At 63.5% G+C, this 18,823-nt stretch carries 26 protein-coding genes; 23 read left to right on the forward strand and 3 right to left on the reverse strand.

The window, feature by feature from the left end; all coding sequences use genetic code 11:
* Window positions 1–13: 13 nt before the first annotated feature.
* The 5 genes from H0264_RS18620 to H0264_RS18640 all read left to right on the forward strand — a co-directional run bounded on the left by H0264_RS18620 (window position 14) and on the right by H0264_RS18640 (window position 4,929).
* Window positions 14–532: an ASCH domain-containing protein gene (locus tag H0264_RS18620; RefSeq protein ID WP_181585138.1), complete on the forward strand. Its 519-nt coding sequence runs from the start codon at window positions 14–16 to the stop codon at window positions 530–532.
* Between the two features lie 14 nt (window positions 533–546).
* Entirely contained in the window at window positions 547–756 is a 210-nt protein-coding gene (locus H0264_RS18625; RefSeq protein ID WP_181585139.1) for a helix-turn-helix domain-containing protein, read from the forward strand.
* Entirely contained in the window at window positions 756–2,027 is a 1,272-nt protein-coding gene (locus H0264_RS18630) for a tyrosine-type recombinase/integrase (RefSeq protein ID WP_181585140.1), read from the forward strand. Before H0264_RS18625 ends, H0264_RS18630 begins: the two co-directional genes overlap by 1 nt.
* Window positions 2,028–2,656: 629 nt before the next feature.
* Window positions 2,657–3,391 carry a hypothetical protein gene (locus H0264_RS18635; protein WP_181585141.1) on the forward strand — a complete coding sequence of 245 codons (735 nt, stop codon included), beginning with the start codon at window positions 2,657–2,659 and terminating at the stop codon, window positions 3,389–3,391.
* A complete protein-coding gene (locus H0264_RS18640; RefSeq protein ID WP_181585142.1) occupies window positions 3,388–4,929 on the forward strand; it encodes a hypothetical protein in 1,542 nt (513 codons plus the stop codon). Before H0264_RS18635 ends, H0264_RS18640 begins: the two co-directional genes overlap by 4 nt.
* A gap of 389 nt (window positions 4,930–5,318) precedes the next feature.
* On the opposite strand, the gene H0264_RS18645 is transcribed toward H0264_RS18640, so the two are convergent.
* A complete protein-coding gene (locus H0264_RS18645; protein WP_181585143.1) occupies window positions 5,319–5,459 on the reverse strand; it encodes a hypothetical protein in 141 nt (46 codons plus the stop codon).
* A gap of 236 nt (window positions 5,460–5,695) precedes the next feature.
* Here H0264_RS18645 and H0264_RS18650 point away from each other — a divergent pair, with 236 nt between their 5' ends.
* Window positions 5,696–5,896, forward strand: a complete 201-nt coding sequence (locus H0264_RS18650) for a hypothetical protein (RefSeq protein ID WP_181585144.1) — start codon at window positions 5,696–5,698, stop codon at window positions 5,894–5,896.
* 332 nt (window positions 5,897–6,228) lie between these two features.
* Window positions 6,229–7,089 carry a pentapeptide repeat-containing protein gene (locus tag H0264_RS18655; protein ID WP_181585145.1) on the forward strand — a complete coding sequence of 287 codons (861 nt, stop codon included), beginning with the start codon at window positions 6,229–6,231 and terminating at the stop codon, window positions 7,087–7,089.
* 201 nt (window positions 7,090–7,290) lie between these two features.
* Here the strand turns inward: H0264_RS18655 and H0264_RS18660 are convergent, their stop codons facing one another.
* Window positions 7,291–7,869, reverse strand: a complete 579-nt coding sequence (locus tag H0264_RS18660; RefSeq protein ID WP_181585146.1) for a hypothetical protein — start codon at window positions 7,867–7,869, stop codon at window positions 7,291–7,293.
* A 747-nt stretch (window positions 7,870–8,616) separates the two neighbouring features.
* On the opposite strand from H0264_RS18660, the gene H0264_RS18665 reads away from it, so the two are divergent.
* Entirely contained in the window at window positions 8,617–9,801 is a 1,185-nt protein-coding gene (locus tag H0264_RS18665; RefSeq protein ID WP_181585147.1) for an NsdA family TPR-like regulatory protein, read from the forward strand.
* A 1-nt stretch (window position 9,802) separates the two neighbouring features.
* Here H0264_RS18665 and H0264_RS18670 read toward each other — a convergent pair whose 3' ends face one another.
* Window positions 9,803–10,513: a creatininase family protein gene (locus H0264_RS18670; RefSeq protein ID WP_231086342.1), complete on the reverse strand. Its 711-nt coding sequence runs from the start codon at window positions 10,511–10,513 to the stop codon at window positions 9,803–9,805.
* Window positions 10,514–10,695: 182 nt separating this feature from the next.
* Between H0264_RS18670 and H0264_RS18675 the strand changes: the two genes are divergently transcribed.
* The 15 genes from H0264_RS18675 to H0264_RS18745 are packed head-to-tail and all read left to right on the forward strand — an operon-like array spanning window position 10,696 to window position 18,818.
* Window positions 10,696–10,938 (forward strand): helix-turn-helix domain-containing protein, encoded by a 243-nt coding sequence (locus H0264_RS18675; protein WP_244976224.1) that lies wholly within the window; start codon window positions 10,696–10,698, stop codon window positions 10,936–10,938.
* Window positions 10,935–11,087 carry a hypothetical protein gene (locus H0264_RS18680; protein WP_181585149.1) on the forward strand — a complete coding sequence of 51 codons (153 nt, stop codon included), beginning with the start codon at window positions 10,935–10,937 and terminating at the stop codon, window positions 11,085–11,087. Before H0264_RS18675 ends, H0264_RS18680 begins: the two co-directional genes overlap by 4 nt.
* Complete coding sequence (locus tag H0264_RS18685) at window positions 11,084–11,380, forward strand: hypothetical protein (RefSeq protein WP_181585150.1); 297 nt, start codon at window positions 11,084–11,086, stop codon at window positions 11,378–11,380. Before H0264_RS18680 ends, H0264_RS18685 begins: the two co-directional genes overlap by 4 nt.
* Entirely contained in the window at window positions 11,377–11,640 is a 264-nt protein-coding gene (locus tag H0264_RS18690; protein WP_181585151.1) for a hypothetical protein, read from the forward strand. Before H0264_RS18685 ends, H0264_RS18690 begins: the two co-directional genes overlap by 4 nt.
* Entirely contained in the window at window positions 11,637–11,969 is a 333-nt protein-coding gene (locus H0264_RS18695; RefSeq protein WP_181585152.1) for a hypothetical protein, read from the forward strand. Before H0264_RS18690 ends, H0264_RS18695 begins: the two co-directional genes overlap by 4 nt.
* The gene (locus H0264_RS18700; RefSeq protein ID WP_181585153.1) at window positions 11,966–12,361 is read left to right on the forward strand and encodes a hypothetical protein; all 396 of its coding nucleotides are present in this window, start codon (window positions 11,966–11,968) and stop codon (window positions 12,359–12,361) included. Before H0264_RS18695 ends, H0264_RS18700 begins: the two co-directional genes overlap by 4 nt.
* Window positions 12,358–12,846, forward strand: coding sequence for a GIY-YIG nuclease family protein (locus H0264_RS18705; RefSeq protein WP_181585154.1), 489 nt, complete (start codon window positions 12,358–12,360; stop codon window positions 12,844–12,846). Before H0264_RS18700 ends, H0264_RS18705 begins: the two co-directional genes overlap by 4 nt.
* Window positions 12,843–13,922, forward strand: a complete 1,080-nt coding sequence (locus H0264_RS18710) for a hypothetical protein (RefSeq protein ID WP_181585155.1) — start codon at window positions 12,843–12,845, stop codon at window positions 13,920–13,922. Before H0264_RS18705 ends, H0264_RS18710 begins: the two co-directional genes overlap by 4 nt.
* Window positions 13,919–15,964: a type IV secretory system conjugative DNA transfer family protein gene (locus H0264_RS18715; protein ID WP_181585156.1), complete on the forward strand. Its 2,046-nt coding sequence runs from the start codon at window positions 13,919–13,921 to the stop codon at window positions 15,962–15,964. Before H0264_RS18710 ends, H0264_RS18715 begins: the two co-directional genes overlap by 4 nt.
* A gap of 27 nt (window positions 15,965–15,991) precedes the next feature.
* Complete coding sequence (locus tag H0264_RS18720; protein ID WP_181585157.1) at window positions 15,992–16,588, forward strand: hypothetical protein; 597 nt, start codon at window positions 15,992–15,994, stop codon at window positions 16,586–16,588.
* A gap of 26 nt (window positions 16,589–16,614) precedes the next feature.
* Window positions 16,615–17,124 (forward strand): hypothetical protein, encoded by a 510-nt coding sequence (locus H0264_RS18725; protein ID WP_181585158.1) that lies wholly within the window; start codon window positions 16,615–16,617, stop codon window positions 17,122–17,124.
* The gene (locus H0264_RS18730; protein ID WP_181585159.1) at window positions 17,121–17,636 is read left to right on the forward strand and encodes a WhiB family transcriptional regulator; all 516 of its coding nucleotides are present in this window, start codon (window positions 17,121–17,123) and stop codon (window positions 17,634–17,636) included. The genes H0264_RS18725 and H0264_RS18730 overlap by 4 nt, the downstream gene beginning before the upstream one ends.
* Window positions 17,636–17,887 (forward strand): hypothetical protein, encoded by a 252-nt coding sequence (locus tag H0264_RS18735; protein ID WP_181585160.1) that lies wholly within the window; start codon window positions 17,636–17,638, stop codon window positions 17,885–17,887. The genes H0264_RS18730 and H0264_RS18735 overlap by 1 nt, the downstream gene beginning before the upstream one ends.
* Window positions 17,884–18,237 (forward strand): hypothetical protein, encoded by a 354-nt coding sequence (locus tag H0264_RS18740; protein WP_181585161.1) that lies wholly within the window; start codon window positions 17,884–17,886, stop codon window positions 18,235–18,237. Before H0264_RS18735 ends, H0264_RS18740 begins: the two co-directional genes overlap by 4 nt.
* Window positions 18,234–18,818, forward strand: a complete 585-nt coding sequence (locus H0264_RS18745) for a hypothetical protein (protein WP_181585162.1) — start codon at window positions 18,234–18,236, stop codon at window positions 18,816–18,818. The genes H0264_RS18740 and H0264_RS18745 overlap by 4 nt, the downstream gene beginning before the upstream one ends.
* Window positions 18,819–18,823: the final 5 nt, after the last annotated feature.

The raw sequence follows: 18,823 nt of genomic DNA on the forward strand, positions 1-18,823 counted from the left end.
GATGGCGTGTCTGATGTCGGCGTCACTGACCGAAGCGCAGGTCCGCGAGCGCAGCAAGACCGTCATACGGCGCATTGGCTGGCGCATGGTGGCCGTCGGTGACCGGCTGACCCTTCGTCGAAAAGTGATGGGACGCAAGCCCGGAGAACCGCTGATACGGATCACCGAGGCCGAAATCGTCGCCATCGATCGTGAACCGTTGGACACGATAAGTTCCGAAGACCTTGCTGCGGAGGGGTTCCCACAGATGACCCCTTGCGAGTTCGTCAAGGTCTTTTGCAACTCCCACAAAGGATGCCGCCCCGACAGCACCGTCACCCGCATCCAATGGCGCTATCTCGACGACGAACCGGCTACCCGAAGGATTGCGTCCGTCGCGAAGCCGGCGGCGGACCACGAGCTCGACGAGGCACACGGACGCACCGTGAAATACAACGGCCACCTCGACGGCGAGATTGGGGACCAGCACCCCGGCCGTCTGCCCCTGGCCAACATGAACGACGCCGAAACACAGACGGGACAAGAGTTATGAAGGGCGCAGTACCGATGCCGGATTTCGAGGCGTCGAAGTGGTACACGACCGAGGAAGTTGCGACATTCCTGCAAGTCGATCCGTCGAGCTTGAGGCGCTGGCGTACTGCGAGACCTCCGCAGGGCCCACCTTTCGTTCAAATCTCTGGCCGGGTCACTCGCTATAACGGTGCGGACCTGATTGCCTACCTGACGAAGCGGCGCATCGATCCGGCGGTGGCGTAATGGGCAATCAGGTGAGCTTGATGCCACTCGGAATACAGATCCGCGGCAATATCGAGGAACGGAAGCGCAGTAAGCCGTTTCTGGCGCGTGTCCGGTGGACGAATCCCGCGACCAAAAGGCGGGACAGCAAGTCTCAAGCTTTCGAAGATCGAGCGGAAGCAGAAGCATGGATCGAACGGATCCAGCAGGCTGCCTCGCGCGGGGTTGACCCAGCAATGGCCACCGCAACCCTGAAGGACTACGGGGATACGAACTGGGACATCGCGATGCGCGGAGTCGAGGCCAAAACCCTCGACCCGTATCGAGCCGGATGGCGCCGGCGCGTAGTCCCCACCCTCGGGCACCTCCCAATCACCATGATCACCGCCGGAATCGCTGATCGGGCCGTCGGCATGTGGATCGCCGAGGGGCACAGCAAGTCCACGATCAAGAACACCTTGGCGGCCCTGGGGCGGGTCATGGATCAAGCCGTGCGCGACGAGGTGATCGATCGCAATCGCGTCGATGTCTCCGGATGGCAGCGACAATACGCACGCCACGAGGACGAGCTGACTAATCCTCGTGCGCTGGCACTCCCGGACTGGCAAACGCTCACCGAGCTGGCGGACGCCCTGGTCTCGGCTTCGGCGAACCGGTTCCGCGGGTGGGGCGACGTCGTGCTCTTCACAGCCTGCACGGCAGCGCGCATAGGCGAGGTCGCTGGCTGCCGCGTCGGCGATATCGACACAAACAGCTGGCTGTGGACCTTGCGGCGTCAAACCACGCCGGGCCCGGGAGGTTTGAAAGACAAGGGGACCAAAGGCAAACGCGCCCGGACAGTTCCGATCATCCATGAACTTCGCCCGCTGGTGGTGTCGAGGATCGCCATGGCGCGCGCTCGGGTGGCATCGGTCCCCGGATACGAGCGGCTCGACGAAGCGGCCCGCCGCACGGCGCACGCCAATGCTCGACTGTTCGTCGGGCCCCGCAACGGTCGAATCCAGATCACTGTTCTGCGCCGCGCCACGAATTGGGATGCGGTGGTCGCCGAGCTCGGGTACGAGCATCTCCGGCGCCATAGCCTCCGGCATACCGGACTGACCTGGTTCGCCGACGCCGGCGTGAGTGAGCACCTACTGCAGGACATTGCGGGTCACTCGGATCCCCGGGTCACCAAGCTCTACCTTCATCCGGGCGCCGCCGCGTTCCAACAAGCAGGGAATCTACTGTCACTGCACCTGGCAGCGCCGAAGCGGCCACCAAATGGCCACCATCTCCGCTTGGTCAAGTAAACAGAAATCCCTCCGACCGAGGTCGGAGGGATTTTCTTGGTCGGGCTGACAGGATTTGAACCTGCGACCACTTGACCCCCAGAAATTCTGCTCGGGCGTTATCGCACGTCATACACGGTTCGCCCGACATCGCGACGTCTTCGCCGCCCGGGTATGTTCGGTGCCGAGCATCACGTGTGGTCCCAACTTGGTCCCAAGCTTTGCCGACTCCTCAGGGCGCGGATCGTTATGTAACACCGGCCTTGATGGTCGGCGATCGCCCTCCGGGGAGCGGGTTTCGACAAGCGGGGTGCTGTTCTTAGCCAAGTGGCCTGGGAGCTGTTCAGCCATGGGTGCGGCGTGTGGTCCCGTTGCGACAGCTTCAGAGTCGACCGCTGATTGGGGGATGGTCGCAATCTCGACGGTTCATGTCGGTGGCAGAAGTTACTCTCGCGCAATGGATTTCGTCTCATCATCCTTGCTGCAGCCGACTGTGGTGAGGGGAGGGTCCAACGAACGGTTAGGCAGTAGTGGGAAGGCTACCGCGCTGGCTCTATTTCCATGTTGATGCCTTCGGCCATCGAGGACGGCAGGGAACGCGACCTCGGCTGCGTGTGGATTGAACGGCGGTGTGGAGGGAGCATGCGGCGGTGGCTATGACATGGTGTGCCAATCTTCAGGAAACCTGCGGGTTCAGTTTGACGAAGTCGGGCGGCACCGTAGCCTTCTATGCATGGTGCTGTGTGCATGGTGGGGTCGGTGAGCTAGTGGGTGAAACCGAGCAGGCGAAGGGGCGCGAGGGAGCGCTTCTTGCGAAGCGATGGCTTGACCGGAGCACCCGAGTGTGCGCGGATCTTGTCAATCCGGATCGCCTTGCGGCAAAGAAGCTGACCCTGAAGAAGGCACACTATGAGGACTCTCAGTCGGTATTTTCGTTCGATCTTGGCGGACGATTGAGAGGCGGAGATCTCGAAGGTCAGTATTTTCTCGCTGAGTGCAAGAATTATGAAAAGGCGAGTGATCTAGGCACGCATTATCGGGCATTCTTGGCTCATTGCTATCGCGCAGTGGTGTTGGATCACATAATGGCTGATAACTTCTTTTGGATTGCGTTTGCGCCTCATGGCACCACCAAATGGGACAGCCTCACAACCGTCGATGAGGTGAAGTTCGCGGTGCTGAACAAGAATGTTGTGGACGTAAATTTCACGCCAGACCAGGATCCTGCTTCTTTCTTTTGTATGGATACGGCGAAAGCTGTCTCTGACAGGTTGTGGCTTATAATTCTTTCGGAGAAGCAGATTGAGCATCTGACGCTCTCCAGGGAACACCATGGTGTAATTGAGAAGTTCATCATCGAGAACGCGAGCGAGAGTGTGCGATGACTTCGTATGAAGACCTTCAGGAGGCCGCTCAGATATCCGACTACGATGAGTCGATCAGAAGAATCAAGCAACTGGCCGCCCAGGCAATATCTGGTGCGGATAGAGGTGCTCAGCTTCTCTTCACGGACAACTTCAATCATTCATATCTTCCGGATTTCGTTCTTCGCTGGAATGATCGGCCTGACCGCTTGGTATTTCTACGGGCAAGTTCCTATGCGCAAGAAATCGAGGAGGATGTTGTCAACCTTGCTGACAAGCAGCCCATATTTGTACAGTTGAGTGAGTTTCGGCCGTACGGCGATAGAGTTACGCCGCGCGATGCCCTTGATTCGCTTGGGCGATCGGCAAGTGCGACGAAAAGTCTGGTTACCAGTGTCCCTGCAATTGGTCTACTCGACGGGCCTAGGTCTCAGCGTACGGGCCGTATTTTCTCTTCCTACGTGATGCGTGGCGGCCGCGGACTAGTCGAGGACTCCGTGGCGCCGGCCATTGCGGAACGGGTTGAGACAGGGTTCACTGGCGCTCTCGAAGCAGATCGCGCACGGACTGCTGACGCACTCCAAGTTGTAGAGGATCTTCTGGACCCACGGTCAAGTGCTGAGTTTAGCCATCTCTTGGAGGCGGCGTGGATAAGTGGCGGCGCTGCGGTAATGGATTTTCCGGGAGCCGTTAGCTCCATCGGAGAAAGCCTTTCGTCTTCGCTGCTGCGTCAACTTCTCGATATTGTCCCCGAGGATGCTGATGACGCCGAGGAATTCTGGACTCAGGTTGGCAATGCAATCTCGCTCGAATCGTTCCAGGGATTGAATCTCGTCGGAACGCAGTCGAGGCTTCAGCTGATGATGGGAGTGGCGACTGAGAAGCTGATGGCGAGCCGATGCAGTATTCGCAAGACTGTTCGTTCGGACCTGCATGTTGATCCCCTAATATGGCAGGTCGAAAATGGAATCTTGTCACTCCGCGGTGGTGGATATCAAGGTTGGGTTGGAAAGGCTCCCTCAAGCTCGGAGGAAGAGCGTTGGTTGGATGAGCCGCCAACCTTGGCGAAGGTGTATACGCGTGCTGAGAACGCGAAACTCACCTTGACAGAGATCGGCGTTCGTGACGATCAGGGCATGGCAGTGAGGTTTTCTTCTAGCGATGGAACCGATATTGCTACTAGCGATCTAGTGCATCGAGTAAGTGAAACTCTGGGAACGTCGGTTCGTGTCGATAGTGCTTTCGCTCGGGTAAGTGGAAAATCGGTCAAGATCGATCTCATCGACGGCATAGCTTCAGGGCGTACAAACGCGCGTATCGGACTTTCGGAGCTAATGTGGAATGCGTGGAACATAATTGCGGGAATCGAGAGCGAGGATTTTAGGGAAGAGCTGAAGCGAACGCTTTCTATCGACGAGCTTGACGAAGGCTCCGCAGATACTCCAGAGTTGCGGCCCCCGTTCCCTATTCTTAAGGCGGAACTTCCGCCGAATTGGGTCTTCCCGGAGCTGGAATCAGGTAGGGCCGGTGACGATGACGACGGTCCGGGCTACAACTAGCCGGAGACCGAGTATGTTGCTCTGGCTGAAGCGAGTTCGCGCACCGCGGAGATGTGTTTACGAAGTCGGGGAGGTCTCGCCGCGCACCGCCTGGGCCTCACCAGACTCACGCCACGCGCTGCCGACGAAGACCTGGTGTCAAGGTCGAAATCTGGCTGTATGAGCCGAGGCTGGTGATTTTGTCGAGGCAGGGGCCAGCCCGGAAGCCGACGCACGGTGACTTCGCTGCGGTCACCCGTCGCTTCCATACCGCCGCTGAGCGCAAGCCTGTTTGGCGCGGCCTGCGGCTGCATGCGAGGTGGATGAGTTCGTAGCCGCCGTAAGGTCCCTGCCATGCCTACGGCGGTCACGGCTTTGAACAGTTTGAAGCCGGGATGCGAACGGGGCGTTCATGATTCGCCGAACAGTAGATCCATGCCGTAGCAGCGCAACAGATCTGACACCCATTGCTGGTCTGCGTGCGTGGCCGGGTCATCCGGATCGACACCTTCGTCGAAAAGGGCTTGACGTTCGTCTTCGTCGAAATCCATGCCAGTGATCCGCAGCAGCCGTTGGCCGCGGTTCGCCCGGCGAAGTGAATCGCCGCTACTCCGCCGGATTCGGTATGAGCATGTAAGGATCTGTCCTGTTCCGTTTCTCGATCTGTGCCCTGCACTCGGGCGCATCATGCCGCCGGCACCGGGTGCCCTCTTGTCGCAAATCCGACACGAGTGTGCTTCGTCCGCCACATCGTTAGCATGAGAAGCCGCTCATCTCCCATTCGCGCATGCGTTCGAATTGGCGGCCGCATGTCTGGTTCTGGCATCCGGACGGCCGAGCGATCGACAACGACGATCTCCTGCGTGCCGAGCGTGGCTGCGTCTTTCCGCCGCCGATCTTCTGCCCTGAAGGTTACGTGCTCTGCGAGAGCGGAGGAACCTTCGGGCGGATGGCATACCTCCTCAACGGCGCTGCCAGCCAATGCTGAGGCCACATCCTTCACGCCTGCGGCGCGTGCGTGGCGCTGTTCCAGCCTGCTCTGGCATCGGACCGTGGTCCTGTGGTTTTCAATGGACTGGATTGCCGCAATGGTTACCGATGACATGAGCTCCTCAGGCGGCAGTGAACCCCCATGAAAGATTGGGCAGTGCAAGGATTTTGGTGGATCATCAACCGGTGACATCAAGAACGGGGGCGACCGGTCCACGGCGCCGGTTGAATCGAATCCACTCCTTGACACCGCCGGCCACTCGCCGAACGCAAGTGAAGCGTGTGAGTCGGGAATTCTTCGGGTGGGGAGGCTGGGCGAAGTTGGCGTCGATGGTTACGACGATCGCAGCTCTGGCGGCACTGTGGTTTACGAACCAGTCGCTGCGAGCGACCAGTGACCAGGCTGGGTTGGCTCGGCAAACCGCCATCACCGACAGGTTCGCGAAGGCGATCGAACAGCTCGGTGACGAGAAACTGGATGTTCGATTGGGTGGTATCTACCTGCTTGAGCGGCTCGCGAGTGACTCGCCGAACGACCGCACGTCGATCGTTGAGGTGCTGAGCGCCTTCGTACGGACCCACGCTCCGAATGGACGCGAATGCGGTGTAAACCCTCAAGACGAGCCGCCAACGGACGTGCAAGCCGTTCTGACCGTCATCGGTCGGCGCGACCCGGATCGTACGGAGTTCGTCGACCTGTCGAATACCTGTTTAGCGAATGCCGAACTGGAAGGTGCCAACCTGGTGGGTGCCGAGTTATCCAAGGCGAACCTGACGAAGGCTGTGCTCGACCGCGCCAACCTTGCCGGAGCGACGATGAGGTACGTCGCGCTGAAGGAGTCGCATTTAATCGAAACCAACCTGGCATCTGCGCACCTGGATCATGCGAACCTGCAGGGCTCATATCTAATGTGGGCCAACCTCAGGAATGCCATCCTTGCAACTGCTGACCTACGGCATTCATTCTTGCTCGACGCGACGATGGAAGGGACGACTCTGATGTGGGCCGATGCTCGCGGCGCCAAGTTCAGCGAGCCAACCGGAGCTAGTTCAGGTTTTGAGTCAGTTGGTCCTGATGGAGGTTCACCTGTTGAACAACGGACTGCGAAGGGAGCGTTCTATCGGGACTGCAACTTCAGTGAAGTTCGGTTCGACGAATGGACGAGGTGGCCCGTGGATTTCAGGCCATAGGTTACCGATATTGACAGAGACCGAGGTGGCGGCCGCTGCGGCCTCGATGGCTGCGGCCCGGTAGCGGCAACTCAGGTATGGCTGTCCTTCATCACACTCGACTACCGTCCGCACGTCATCTGCGGGTCGCAGGCATGATCGATGACTGTCTGACTTCTGAGTGTGGGGCCGCCATCGGGGCAGAAGGCCGCGTAGATGGAATCAGCTAACCGGGGGCGTCTGTGTTCGCTCTCGCACGTTGGCCAGGTGATTTCGGGGTGTCCATTCATCAAGCCATTCAGGTTTGGGAAGGCTGTGGCCTGTGACGCCGAGGTCCAAGCGTGCTGCGGTACCGAAGTCCTTGCGCAATCGATAAGCCTCACGGTTGATCAGATTCCAATCGCTGACACTATTCAGCTTGTCTTGAGCGAACCACTCCAAAGTCCAGGTGCACCTATTGAGTTCGTCTCCGACCTCGATGGCATGGGTGCTTCCCAGCAATTGGACCTCCTGCCATCGCTGGATGCGCTCAAGCTCCAACTCGGCAAGCTGCGCAAGTTCGGCCTCATGTGTTGCCGCAGGCGCCAGCGTGCTTCTTCTCGACGAAACCAGTTGCCCTGCAAGGGCATGCATCTTCCTGGTGACGATCAGGTAGTCCGCGTAGGCAAGTAGCCGGCGCTCATCCCATCGCGCAGCCTGGGCGCGGTTCCATTTCGACCGTTCGTTGACGTACGACGCCAGGAAAGTGAGTGCGCCGCCGATGATCACGCCACTCAAGGTGCCGAGTAACTGAGAGAACACGATCAAATCGTATCCATTGCAATGGATCTCGTCACCACGCGAGACTTTGGGGGCGGTTCTTCCCGATGTGCCGTTGCACTCGGGTGCGCTGGACCGCCGCCAGATGACCTTGTCGGGGAGGGGTCGCCGCTACCAGCATGCGGAACGCATGCGGAATCAATGCGGAGTCGATTCGGAAGGCATGCAAATGAGATTCCGAAGACGCTAGGGTTGCTAGATGGCTTTGACCTGCACCTTCGGTGCGTGGTTGCTCGCTCGCTCGGCCGACACTCTCTCCCGCTTCGCTGAAGAGAGTGTCGGCCGAGCGAGCGAGCAACCACGAATGCTGTTGGGAGCCAATCAAGCTGAAGGTATGAGGAAGGAGGTGGTGACCAAAAGGGAGGGAACCACAAAGAGATGACCACAAATCGGGGACCACAAGGCGGGGGTTCAGGTGCGGACCTTGCGTTCCACGCATGGGCAATCTGCGATCGGACCACAAGCGGGAGGTCGGGCAGCAGCCGAGTAGCCCCTTGCGTCAGAGTGTCATTGAAGTTTGGGGGACCGTAAATGGAGGATGTTCCTCAGTGGTCGCTGTTCTCTGAAGGCTGTCGGTGCTGTGCGCTACGATGTTCGAAACTGGTGGAAATACCAGTCATTTGGAGAATTCCTATGGCAGACACCGGCATTCGCCCAAACGGGTGGCAAGTGCTACAGCCCCCACGTTCCGGCCCTTCAGGCATTGCACAGTCGAACGACCGTCTGAAGGTGCTGCTCGCGGAGTTGGGCATCCAACCCACGGGTCTTGCAAAGAGGATGAAGGTCTACAGCTCTCAGGACAACGGACCTGTTGTATCGCTGAAGAGTGCCAACATTCTCCGGTATCTATCAGGCGGAAATCGCCCGAAGCAGCGAACCATTGACGTGATGGTGGCCGTGCTCAGCATCGCTTCCGGCCGTGCGCTAACCGCTGCGGATATCGGGTATTCCGACCAGCCGGCGGGCGGCATCGACGCCGAGGTGGAGATGCCGAAGGCACGTCAAGATCCCTTCTCGCTGCCGTTCGAGACCGTCGATCCGGCGTTCATCGAGCACCTCACGGCGCTCCTGGATGCGCATGCCAGGATGGATGCGCTATCGGGGCCGCGGTATGTCCTGGGCACGCTCGATGGCGAACTTCAGTTGGTTCAGGATCTTTGCGGCAAGGCCCGCGGTGAGATGAGGCCCGCGCTGCTGCAAGTCGGCACGCGGTTCTGCGAGTTCGCTGGCTGGCTCTACCAAGATTCTGGGGATCTGCGGTGCGCGCTCTACTGGACGAACCGAGCGATGGACTACGCCGAGGAGCTGTACGATCCGCACCTCAGATCCTATGTCCTGCAACGGCGAAGCAACATCGCTACCGAGAGTGGTTATGCCCAGCAGGGATTGGGATTGGGTAATGCGGCTCTGCGTGAGTGGGATGCGATCCCGCCGGAGTTACGAGCTGTGGCGCTTCGGCAGCTGGCGAACGCCTACGCGATGACCGGCGAAGCGGATGAGTGCCGAAAGGCGCTGGACCAGGCCATGGAGCAAGTCTTATCTGTCGATGCTGCGGGGCCGAGCTCGTTGGCGCTGTACTGCACACCCTCCTATATCGAAATGGAGGCGGCGCAAAGCTGGGTTCGACTTGGGCAGCCTGAACGTGCGATCGAGACCTACACTATGGCGCTCAGCGACTGGCCGAAAGCACAGCGCCGTGATCAGGGACTGTGCACCGTACGGCTCGCGTCGGCGTGCATTGATGCCGGCCAGTTCGAGGCTGGTGCGCAGGCTGGCATTCAAGCTGCGTCAGTGATCCGTTCTGCCCCTTCGGCGAGAGCGCTCGGAGTCTTGAAGCACCTTGCACAGCGTGTCCGGCCTGTACAGGGCGATGCTATCCGCGAATTCGAGTCCGCAGTAACGGATTTGGTGTGACCTAGGGGGACAGCCGCTGGAGGTGCTCCTTGAAGGAGCGCGACAGCGATGCAAGTGCGCGCTCGCCCTTCTCGGATGTGCCGAGCGATGGGAAGCCGATAACGCCTGTCTCGGTGTACTCCTGCATCCCGGAGACAAGCAAGAAGGGGCGCTCGTCGGCGCGCCAATCGGCATCCTCGTAGCCAGGGCGCAACATCTGCGGCGCAACGTGAAGAAGGATCGACGTTTCCAGCTCGCCAGCGTGCATGTCTTCGTGGCCGTTGGTCTGCATCGCCGCTTCGCCGCGGGCCGCGTCCCAGTCCGTCCTGCCGGGGAAGAGCGTCATTGTTGGGTTGCCGGCATTGGCCTCTTGGACGACGTTTTGCAGCACGTAGTTTCCGCCATGGCCATTGACGATGACCAATTTGTCGACGCCGGAGGCCGTCAGTGAGTTGGCGATGTCCTGAATCATCGCGATGAGGGTGGAGGCACTGATGCTCACGGTGCCGGCGAACGCGGTGTGCTCGTGCGAGCACGAGAAGGTGATTGGGGGGAGCAGGAAGAGGCTGTAATCACCTGCGATCCGATCCGCGATGGCGGAGGCGATCACCGTGTCCGTGATTAACGGATGGAATCCGCCGTGCTGCTCGAAGCTGCCAACCGGCAGGACGGCGATGCGGGTACTGAGGCTCTGAACCTCTGTGGACGTCGCGGTCGTCAGCAGATCCTTCACCCGACCAACATACGCTTTCCGGGCAATCTTGATCATCGTTCACGTCCGGCGCTCGCGATGGCGCTCGGCTCGAAGGCGCGAGCGCCACCCGAGCGCTCAAGCTCCCGTGAGCAGTCTGCGCAAGGTGCCTACCTGCGAGTTCTCCTGGTTACCAACAGTTTTCGTCAGTTGGTATCGAAGGAGTGACCACAGTGACCCGTTCTAGAAAATCCCTGAAATCACCTGTACGACCGACGACGGCCAGCGAAGTGATGCTGACCGTCCAAGAGGCCGCAAAAGCGATCAAGGTGACCGATCGCACGATCCTGAATTGGATCAACGACGGCCTCCTGACTGGCTATCGCTTCGGCCCGAAGATCATTCGAATCGACCGCGCAGAGCTGCTGGAACTTGGCATTCCGTTCGGTGGCAGGGGCGTGGCATGAGGGCCCGCACCGCGCTTCTCGTGTTCGCCGCTATGTCGTTGGCTTTCGCGCTGATCGTGGCTCCCGAGGTCATCCTGGTTCCCGCGTTTCTGATCGGCCTGTACATCCTCGTACGTCCGCGCCGCAGCTGGCGGGGTGGTCGGCGATGAACAGTCAAGAGTACGCGCGCCGTCAGATCGGGTTGTCGCCCTATGGGCGGCCCGAGTACGACCCGAATGGGTTGCTGGAGGCGGGTTTTCAGGCCGCGCCGCTGCGGTGGCGGTTGCCGATTTTCGTCGGTCTGGTGCTGTTCGCGGCCGGGATCGTGGTCGGCATCCAGTTGGAGCAGCAGACCCCGACCATGCCGGCGTCGGTGAACGTCTGCCGCGCCGATGAGGCCAGCCGTATCGACTGCGTGCATGTCGACCGGCAGGCTCCGCTCACATCGGGGGTGACCCGATGACCAAGAGAAATCAGGCCGTCCGTGTCGGGCAGTGGTATCGGGACGCACTGCCTGGTCGCAGTGATATCCGCACGTTGCGGGTCGAGCAGGTCGGGCAGCCCAGCACCGACTCCAACGGGCGTACGCGGTGCGCGGTCGTGTGCACCGTCGTACGGAAGGAATCCGCCGGCGGTGTGGTGACCACGCCGATGCGGACGCTGACCATCGACGCGGCTCGGTTGAGTTCCAAGCTGTTCGAGCTGGTCCTGGAGGAGCGATGACCCCGCAGGACCGGCAGCCGGATCTGGCCGCGTTGCGCGCCGAAGAGCACCGCATGCGGGTGGTCGACGAGGTCATCGACGACATGCTCACCGCTGCCATCGAGTCGATGGAGCGCAAGGACTTTTGCGATTGCGGCAGCGAGCGGGCCAAGCAGCGGCACTGGGACGAGATCCACGAATCGGTGTGGACGGACTATGACGCCGCAAAGGATGCGGTGAACGAAGCCGTGTTCGGGCGCGCGTTCGTCGAGAAGCTCCAGGCGCAACGGGCAGCGCAGCTGGCGGCACGGCCGCAGATGCCTCGCGGTGGAATCGAGCGGTCGCGATGAACGCCCGGTTTCACGACCCCGCGGGGGAGCGGTACGGAATCCCCACCTATCCGTGGCGGGCAGCGCCGCAACACCTGCGCACGAAACGTCAACTGGCGCAGGAGAATCTACGTCCCGTCGATGAGTACGAGGCGCAGGTGCTGCGGAACAGTCGCTACGGACTGCTGCGGGCCTACCTGTACGACAGCGAGGCCGCGGTGCCTAAGCGGGAACCGACGCCGGCGCAACTGGAGTCGCTGCGGATCGCCCGCTGGGTGCGCTCGGTCGATGCGTGCGAGCGCCGCGGTGTGGACGCCAGCGACATGCGCGAGCTAATCGTGCAGGCTCGCGCCGACCTGGCCGCTCGCCGCGCCACGCAGGCGCCGGATCGCAGGGCGGAGCGCAGCCGATGAACCGCGAAAAGCCCAAGGGCACTGTGTATCTGCTGCACTTCGACCGACCGTATCGGCACGCCCGCCACTACACCGGTTGGACCGCTGATCTGGACGCGCGGCTGGCCGAGCATCGCGACGGGCGCGGTGCCCGGTTGATGGCCGTGATCCGCAACGCGGGCATCGGATTCCAGCTGGCGCGCACGTGGGACGGCACTCGCGGCCGCGAACGGCAGCTCAAACGGGAAGGCGGAGCGTCGCGCCGCTGCCCGATGTGCGGAGTGACACCGCGCCGCGAATCCGACCCCGAAGACCTGCGGGCGGTCGTGCTCCGGGCCCGCCGCGACATCGCCGCGCGCCATGCCGATCGCCCGCGCACCGGGCAGTGGGGACCGCCCTTGCCGAACTGGGCTCGGTCGCTGCCCGCGGCCGAACTCGATCGACGGCTCGACCAGGTCGAAGCCGCCTGGACCGACAAATCCAGCGATCGGAGGCGAACCCGATGAACCACAACAAGAAGGCGGACCGGTACACGGCATTGGAGCGACGTCACCGCGCCCAGATTATCGGTGGCCTGCGCGACAACGGACTGTCCTACGGGCAGATCCGCGAGCTGCTCGGCATCACCCTGCGGCAGGTGGAGAACTGCCTGGGTGAGGCAACTGCATTGCGGGAGCAGGGGTTTCGCATCAGCGAGATCGCCGCGGAGCTGGGGGTGCCGGCCGGGTCGATGGGCCGGGTGCTGCCGGGGCCGCGCAAGGGCAAGCTCACCGAGCGCCAGTCCGAGACCTTGACCGCGCTGATTCACATGCACGGCATGCAGATCGATGTGCTGGCCGAGTTCCTCAATGTCTACGAGTCCACGGCCTACGCGATCGTGCACGCGCTGATCGACTACGGGGCGGTGCATCCGCTGATGCAGGCCCAGCGCGGGCGGGCGTGGGCGGTCCCGAAACGCGATCCCGCCGGCCGGGTGCTGGGGTGGCGCCCCTCGGACTGGCAGCCCTCGCTGATGTTCGCCAACCATTACCGCGCGGTCGCGCAGGCCCGGATCATGCTGGTCGGCTCCGACCCGGATCTGTGGGTGTCGGAACGAATTCTGCGCCACGAAGCCGAGAAACACGCCCGCGTCGAGGCCGAACGGCAGCACACGCGACCAGTTCTGGAGTTCAGTAGCAGCCGCGAACCGATGCCGGGCCGCCCGCACGTGCATGACGGCTGGTTCCTCGGCGTGGTCGACGGCACCCACGGCTGGTGGGCGGTCGAGGTCGAACTCAGCAAGAAGGACCCCAGCTCCCTGGATACCGCCCTGCAGGGCGCGATCCGCGCCGCGCGAGAAGCGCAGCCGCACAAGCTGATCGGCCTCCTCTACCTGTGCCGCACGAAGGCGGTCATCAATGCCGTCGAGGCCGCGCACACCCGGCTGCCGGCGGAACTGGCCCGGATCAAGCTCCTGTTCGCCGTCGGCGACTTCGACGAGGACTGGGACGCCTTCGTCACCCGCCGCCGCGAGCTGCGCGCGGTGAAGAAGGCAAATCGGCTCCGCCGCAAGGCAACTCACCTTTCCCAGGAAGCATCATGAGCAGCGAATGCAAACCCCTGATCACCCCGCAGGACTGCGACCACGCCGACCCGCCGGTGATCTTCGACATCTCACCCACCACCACGACCACCCCCGCACCGCGCGGGAACGGTCTGGACCAGATCGGCCCGGAGACCCCGCCCGGCATGCCGGAGATCGTGCCCACGGGCTGGAGCGCCCCTGATCTGTCGCAGGCCGCCCACGTCACCGGCGTCTCACTGACCGCCGGGCTGGTGGTGGTCGCCATGTTGATCCTGATCATGGCGGTCGCCTACTGGTGGCCGCTGGAGCCGAACCGGTTGCGCAACTTCGCCTTCGGGGCGCTGGTGCTGCCGCTGCTGTCCGCGGTGGCCGGCGGCTCGTGGTCGAGCCCGTTCACCCTGTTCTGGACCGGCGCATGCGAGGTCGCGGCCGGGAACTGGGCGGGCGCGCGGATGATGCTCGCGCTGGGTGCGCCGGTCGCGATGCTGGCCGCCACCTACTGGTGGGCGAACCTGGTGCTCAAGACCAACACCCGAGGGTTGAAGGATCTCGAACGCACCGAACGGGTCAAGGAAGCCCTGGCCGCGCGCAAGTTCCGTGCCGCGGCCCGTGCGGCGAAGCTGGGCGCGCCCTACAGCGCCGGCGCCGCGATCGTGCTCGGCACCCTCGCCGACCGTGCCACCGCGCGTCCGCCGGGTCTGTGGCGCGAACTCACCCAGCCGCACCAGCATTGGCTGACCGTGCCGCACCGGGAGGTCAAGCGGCATCGCGGCATCGTGGCCGGTACCGGTGCCGGTAAGACCGAGCTGATCAAGCGCGACGCCATCGCGGTGTTCGACTACGAGTGGCGGGCCTGGCAGCGGTGGAAGGACGTGCCCGGCATGGCCGCCCGCCACCCGAAACCGCAGCTGGTGATCATCACCTGCAAGGGCGGCGAAGACGACAAGAACCTCGGCCTGGAAATCCTGTCCATCGCCATTGCGCTCGGCATTCCACGCGAGGAGATCGGCATGGTGATGCCGGGCGGGGACCGCCTGGATATCTGGGACAAGCAGACCATGCCCGCCCGCGACATGCGCGCCATCGTGGGTGATCTGCTCAACGCCGGCGAGGCCACCACCAGCGAGGGCCAGCACTTCGACGAGATGCGGCGCCGCGTAATCGATTTGGTCATCTGCGCCCCGATCGGCACCCCCGACGGACCGGCCGAGATTCTGCGGCGAATGAATCCCGATGTCATCAAAGACATGTGGGGCCACGCCCCCGACGTGGTGCGGCAAGTGGACGCCCTGCAGGCGGAGAGGGTGCCGCAGATCGACGACGCGCTCATCAAGTGCACCAACCTGTTCGAGCAGCTCACCGACGAGGCCGGGCAGATGGTGTTCGACCGGGGCGGCAAACGCATCGACGAGCTGACGGTGCTGTTCATGACCGTGCCCGCCCTGGACAAGGACGCCGCCCGCGCCCAAGTCGCGGCGTCCTTGCGGCTGGTCATGCAGCGCGCCGGCCGCACCAAGAAGCACCTGCGCCGCTCGGTCACCTGCTACCTCGACGAAGCCTCCGCCCTGACCACGAAGAAGGGATCGATCGGGCTGGAGGAAGTCGGCGAACGCGGCCGCTCCCAAGGGGTTTCGATGGTCTTCGCCGTCCAATCCCCCGAGGGCGCCGCTGCCGACAAGTGGTCGCTGGATCGGCTGTTGAAGGCGTGCGCGGGCGGGCTGCTGATCGGCTACGGCGAAAACCTCGGTGAGCTGTGCAAGCACTTCGGCTCGGTGCGCACCATCCTGCCCTCGCGGCACCTGATCAAAGGCCAGCGCACCGGCGACGAGGGCCAGGTGCAGGTGGGCGAGCGGTGGCTGGTGGATCCCGACCGGGTGCGCCGCTTCCAGACCGGCGAATTCGTCTACGCCAAGGCGGGCCGCGCCTGGTTCGGCCACATCGTCCCCATCGTGCTGGCCGAACTGTCCCCGCTGCCCGGCACCGCGGCCGCCGAAGCGCTGCGCCGCGCCAGCGCCACCGGCGACGCCGTCGACGGCGACCCCGCCCCGTCCGCTTCCTGACCTGAAATCGATTGGAGCACAACAACTATGCGCATCATCCGCAACTACGGCCACGATGACGACCACGAACACGATGACCATGACCCCCGCGAGGACCGCGAGTCCCGCGACCCGAAGGTGATGGGGGAGATCCTCGCCGATGAGGTCAGCGACTTCCTCGCCGCCGCCGCCCACGCCGCCGGCGCACCGTTTCCCCTCGGCCACGACGCCCCCACCGAACCCACGCCGGGCAAGCCCGTCCTGCGGCTGGTCACCACCGACGACACCCCCGGCGAACAGCCGATGCTCGGCGCGGGGCCGGGGGCCGGGTTGCGGCCGCGGTTGCTGCAAACCGGTATCGGCGGATCGGCACTGGTTCTCGCCGCTGTCGTGTTCGTCGTGTGGGGCCAGGCCGCCGTGGTCGCGGTCCCGCTGGCCGGCTACGGGCTGGGCTGGATCGCCTACCTGTGGTGGAACGCCGCCCTGCGCCCACCCATCCCACAGGTTCTGGCCGTGCTCGTCACCGCCGTCACTCGCAGCATCGCCGCCATCATCCGCGGCCTGTGCCGGGCGGTCAGCCGCCGCGTAGCCCGTCTCGCCGCCGCCCGTGCATGCCACGAATCCGCCCGCACCACCACCGCCTGACCAACATGGCAGAGGAGTGAAAGACCATGACCCACAACGCAACCCACACCATCCACCCCGCACCGATGATCACGGCCGACGAGATCACCGAATGGCTCGACGAGCTCGTCGCGCTGTACTTGGAACAGGCCGTCCGCTTCGCCTGCGAGGACCATGCCCGCTCGCTGGGACTGTTCGAGCGCGAGGACTCCACCGAGAGCTGGCAGTTCGGGCTGGTGCGCGGCATGTGGTACCAGCTGGCCACCGCCATCGTCCGCGCCCCGATCCCGCCCGCGGACAAGGGCCGGCTGTTCCTCGGCATCGAGGCCGAAACCCCTGCGGTGTTCCGAATGACCGACCCGGACCCCGACCACGTCCCGCCGTCCGACAGCGACACCTACGCCGAAACCGTCTACGCGCAGTACGCCCGCATCCTGCAGGCCAGCGACGCGCAGTCCTACATCGACTGGCAGTTCAGCAAACAGCTCCTCGGCCTGGACCCCGACGACGACACCGCCGACAGCATCGACGAATCCGGCTGCGAGGAGCGGGAATGAACGCCTTCGACTTCTTCGGTAGCTCTAGCTCTGCCGTCCCTGGGGTGGTGTGGACCGAAAAAGCCTGTGCCACTGTCTATCCCGACACCTTCTTCCCTTCCAGCCTGCGTGGGGTACATGCCGCCCAGCGGATCTGCGCGGGCTGCCCGGTACTGGCCGAGTGCGCGGAACTGGCGCTGCGCACGGACCTGGTGGAATGCGTAGTCGCCTCGGTGTGGATCCCGAACCCACACAACCGCCCGGAGATCGCCGACATCGCGCGCAGGCAGCTCGCCGATGTCGCCGCGAGTGGCGAGCCGGCCGCCCCGGTGAGCAAGGAACGGGGCCCGCAGGACAGGACTCAGCGGTGGAATGATCCCGACTTCCAGTCCCGAGTGAACGCCCTGCTCGATGCCCGGATGACCTGGGAGCGGATCGCGGTCAGGCTGGACTGCTCGGTCGAGACCGCCCGCAACGCCTACAAGGCCGCACAGGCGATCAAATCCTCCGCCCAGTCAGAAGCGGCGGCGTGATGTCCACCTTCATCACTTCCCAAGTCGCTGACCTGCACCTGCGCAAGGTCGAGTACCGGCACTCGCCCACGGGGTCGTCGGTGTGGGCCACGTTCGACAGTGGCGATCCGCGCGGGTTCGCCCCGATCATCACAGTCTTCTTGGAGATCGAGACCGCCCGGGAGCTGCTGACCGGTTTGGCGGTTGCGCTCGGTGAGCACGAGACCGCGTGCCGCGCCCTCGCCGCCCGCATCGAGGCGGTGCAGCCGTGAAACTGTTCCCGCATCACGCGATTGCCGCGGCCCGTGACGACCGGTTCGACACCTGCACCGGCAGCGACCTCGCCGCCCTGGTCCGCGACTACATCGACGCCGAATTCACTGGCCCGTTCGACCAGTGGATCAGCCCGGACGGTTTGGGCTTCTACGCCTGCGAATCGTGGTCCCAGGGCGCGACTCTGTCGGCCATCGCCCACGAGTTCAACCACGTCCCGACCTACGTGGTCGCAGCGTGGCTGATCGAGCACCGCATCCGCGAACGCCGCGACTGCTCATGGTGCTCACCCGCGTCGCTGCCCGACGCATCCCACCATCCCCTCACCGAAGGAACCGAAAACCTATGAACCAGCACACTGTTCGAGGCATCGCCATCGGCGTCGGCGCGGGAATCGCCGCCGGAGCCGTCGTGCTCGGCGGACTCGTCGCCGTCGTCGAATACGAGCTGCCCGACAAGGTCCGCGACGGCATCGCGCGCCGACGACTCGCACCGGGCGACCGCGCCGAACTCGATCGCCTGCGCGCCGCGCGGACCGCTGGCCGCCTCGCCGCCACCCGCACCGACCGTGAGCGGCACGCGAGGATCCGCGCGAAGTACGCGCCCCAGCTGCTGGCGACCGAGCACCGCCGTCACAGCCTGCAGTCACTGCCGGTGCCGGCGTTGATCGCCGAGATCGAGGCCGCCAGCGTCATCTGCCAGGACCCCACCAGCGCCTGGCAGGACCACAACACCTGGTGGGACCACCGCGCCGCACTGTTCGACGAGTTCGAGCGCCGCCGCCGCTGGGACGTGAAATGCGACCTCCCGGAACTGGATCGACTGCGCCTGGATGCCGCCGAGCACCTCATCTCCCTGCGCTACACCGCTGCGATGCCCGCGAACCGCTTGGCCCCGGTCACGACCGACCGCACCGCAAACGAGGAGTGAACACC

It is taken from the genome of Nocardia huaxiensis (assembly GCF_013744875.1).
In the GTDB taxonomy this organism is placed as follows: domain Bacteria; phylum Actinomycetota; class Actinomycetes; order Mycobacteriales; family Mycobacteriaceae; genus Nocardia; species Nocardia huaxiensis.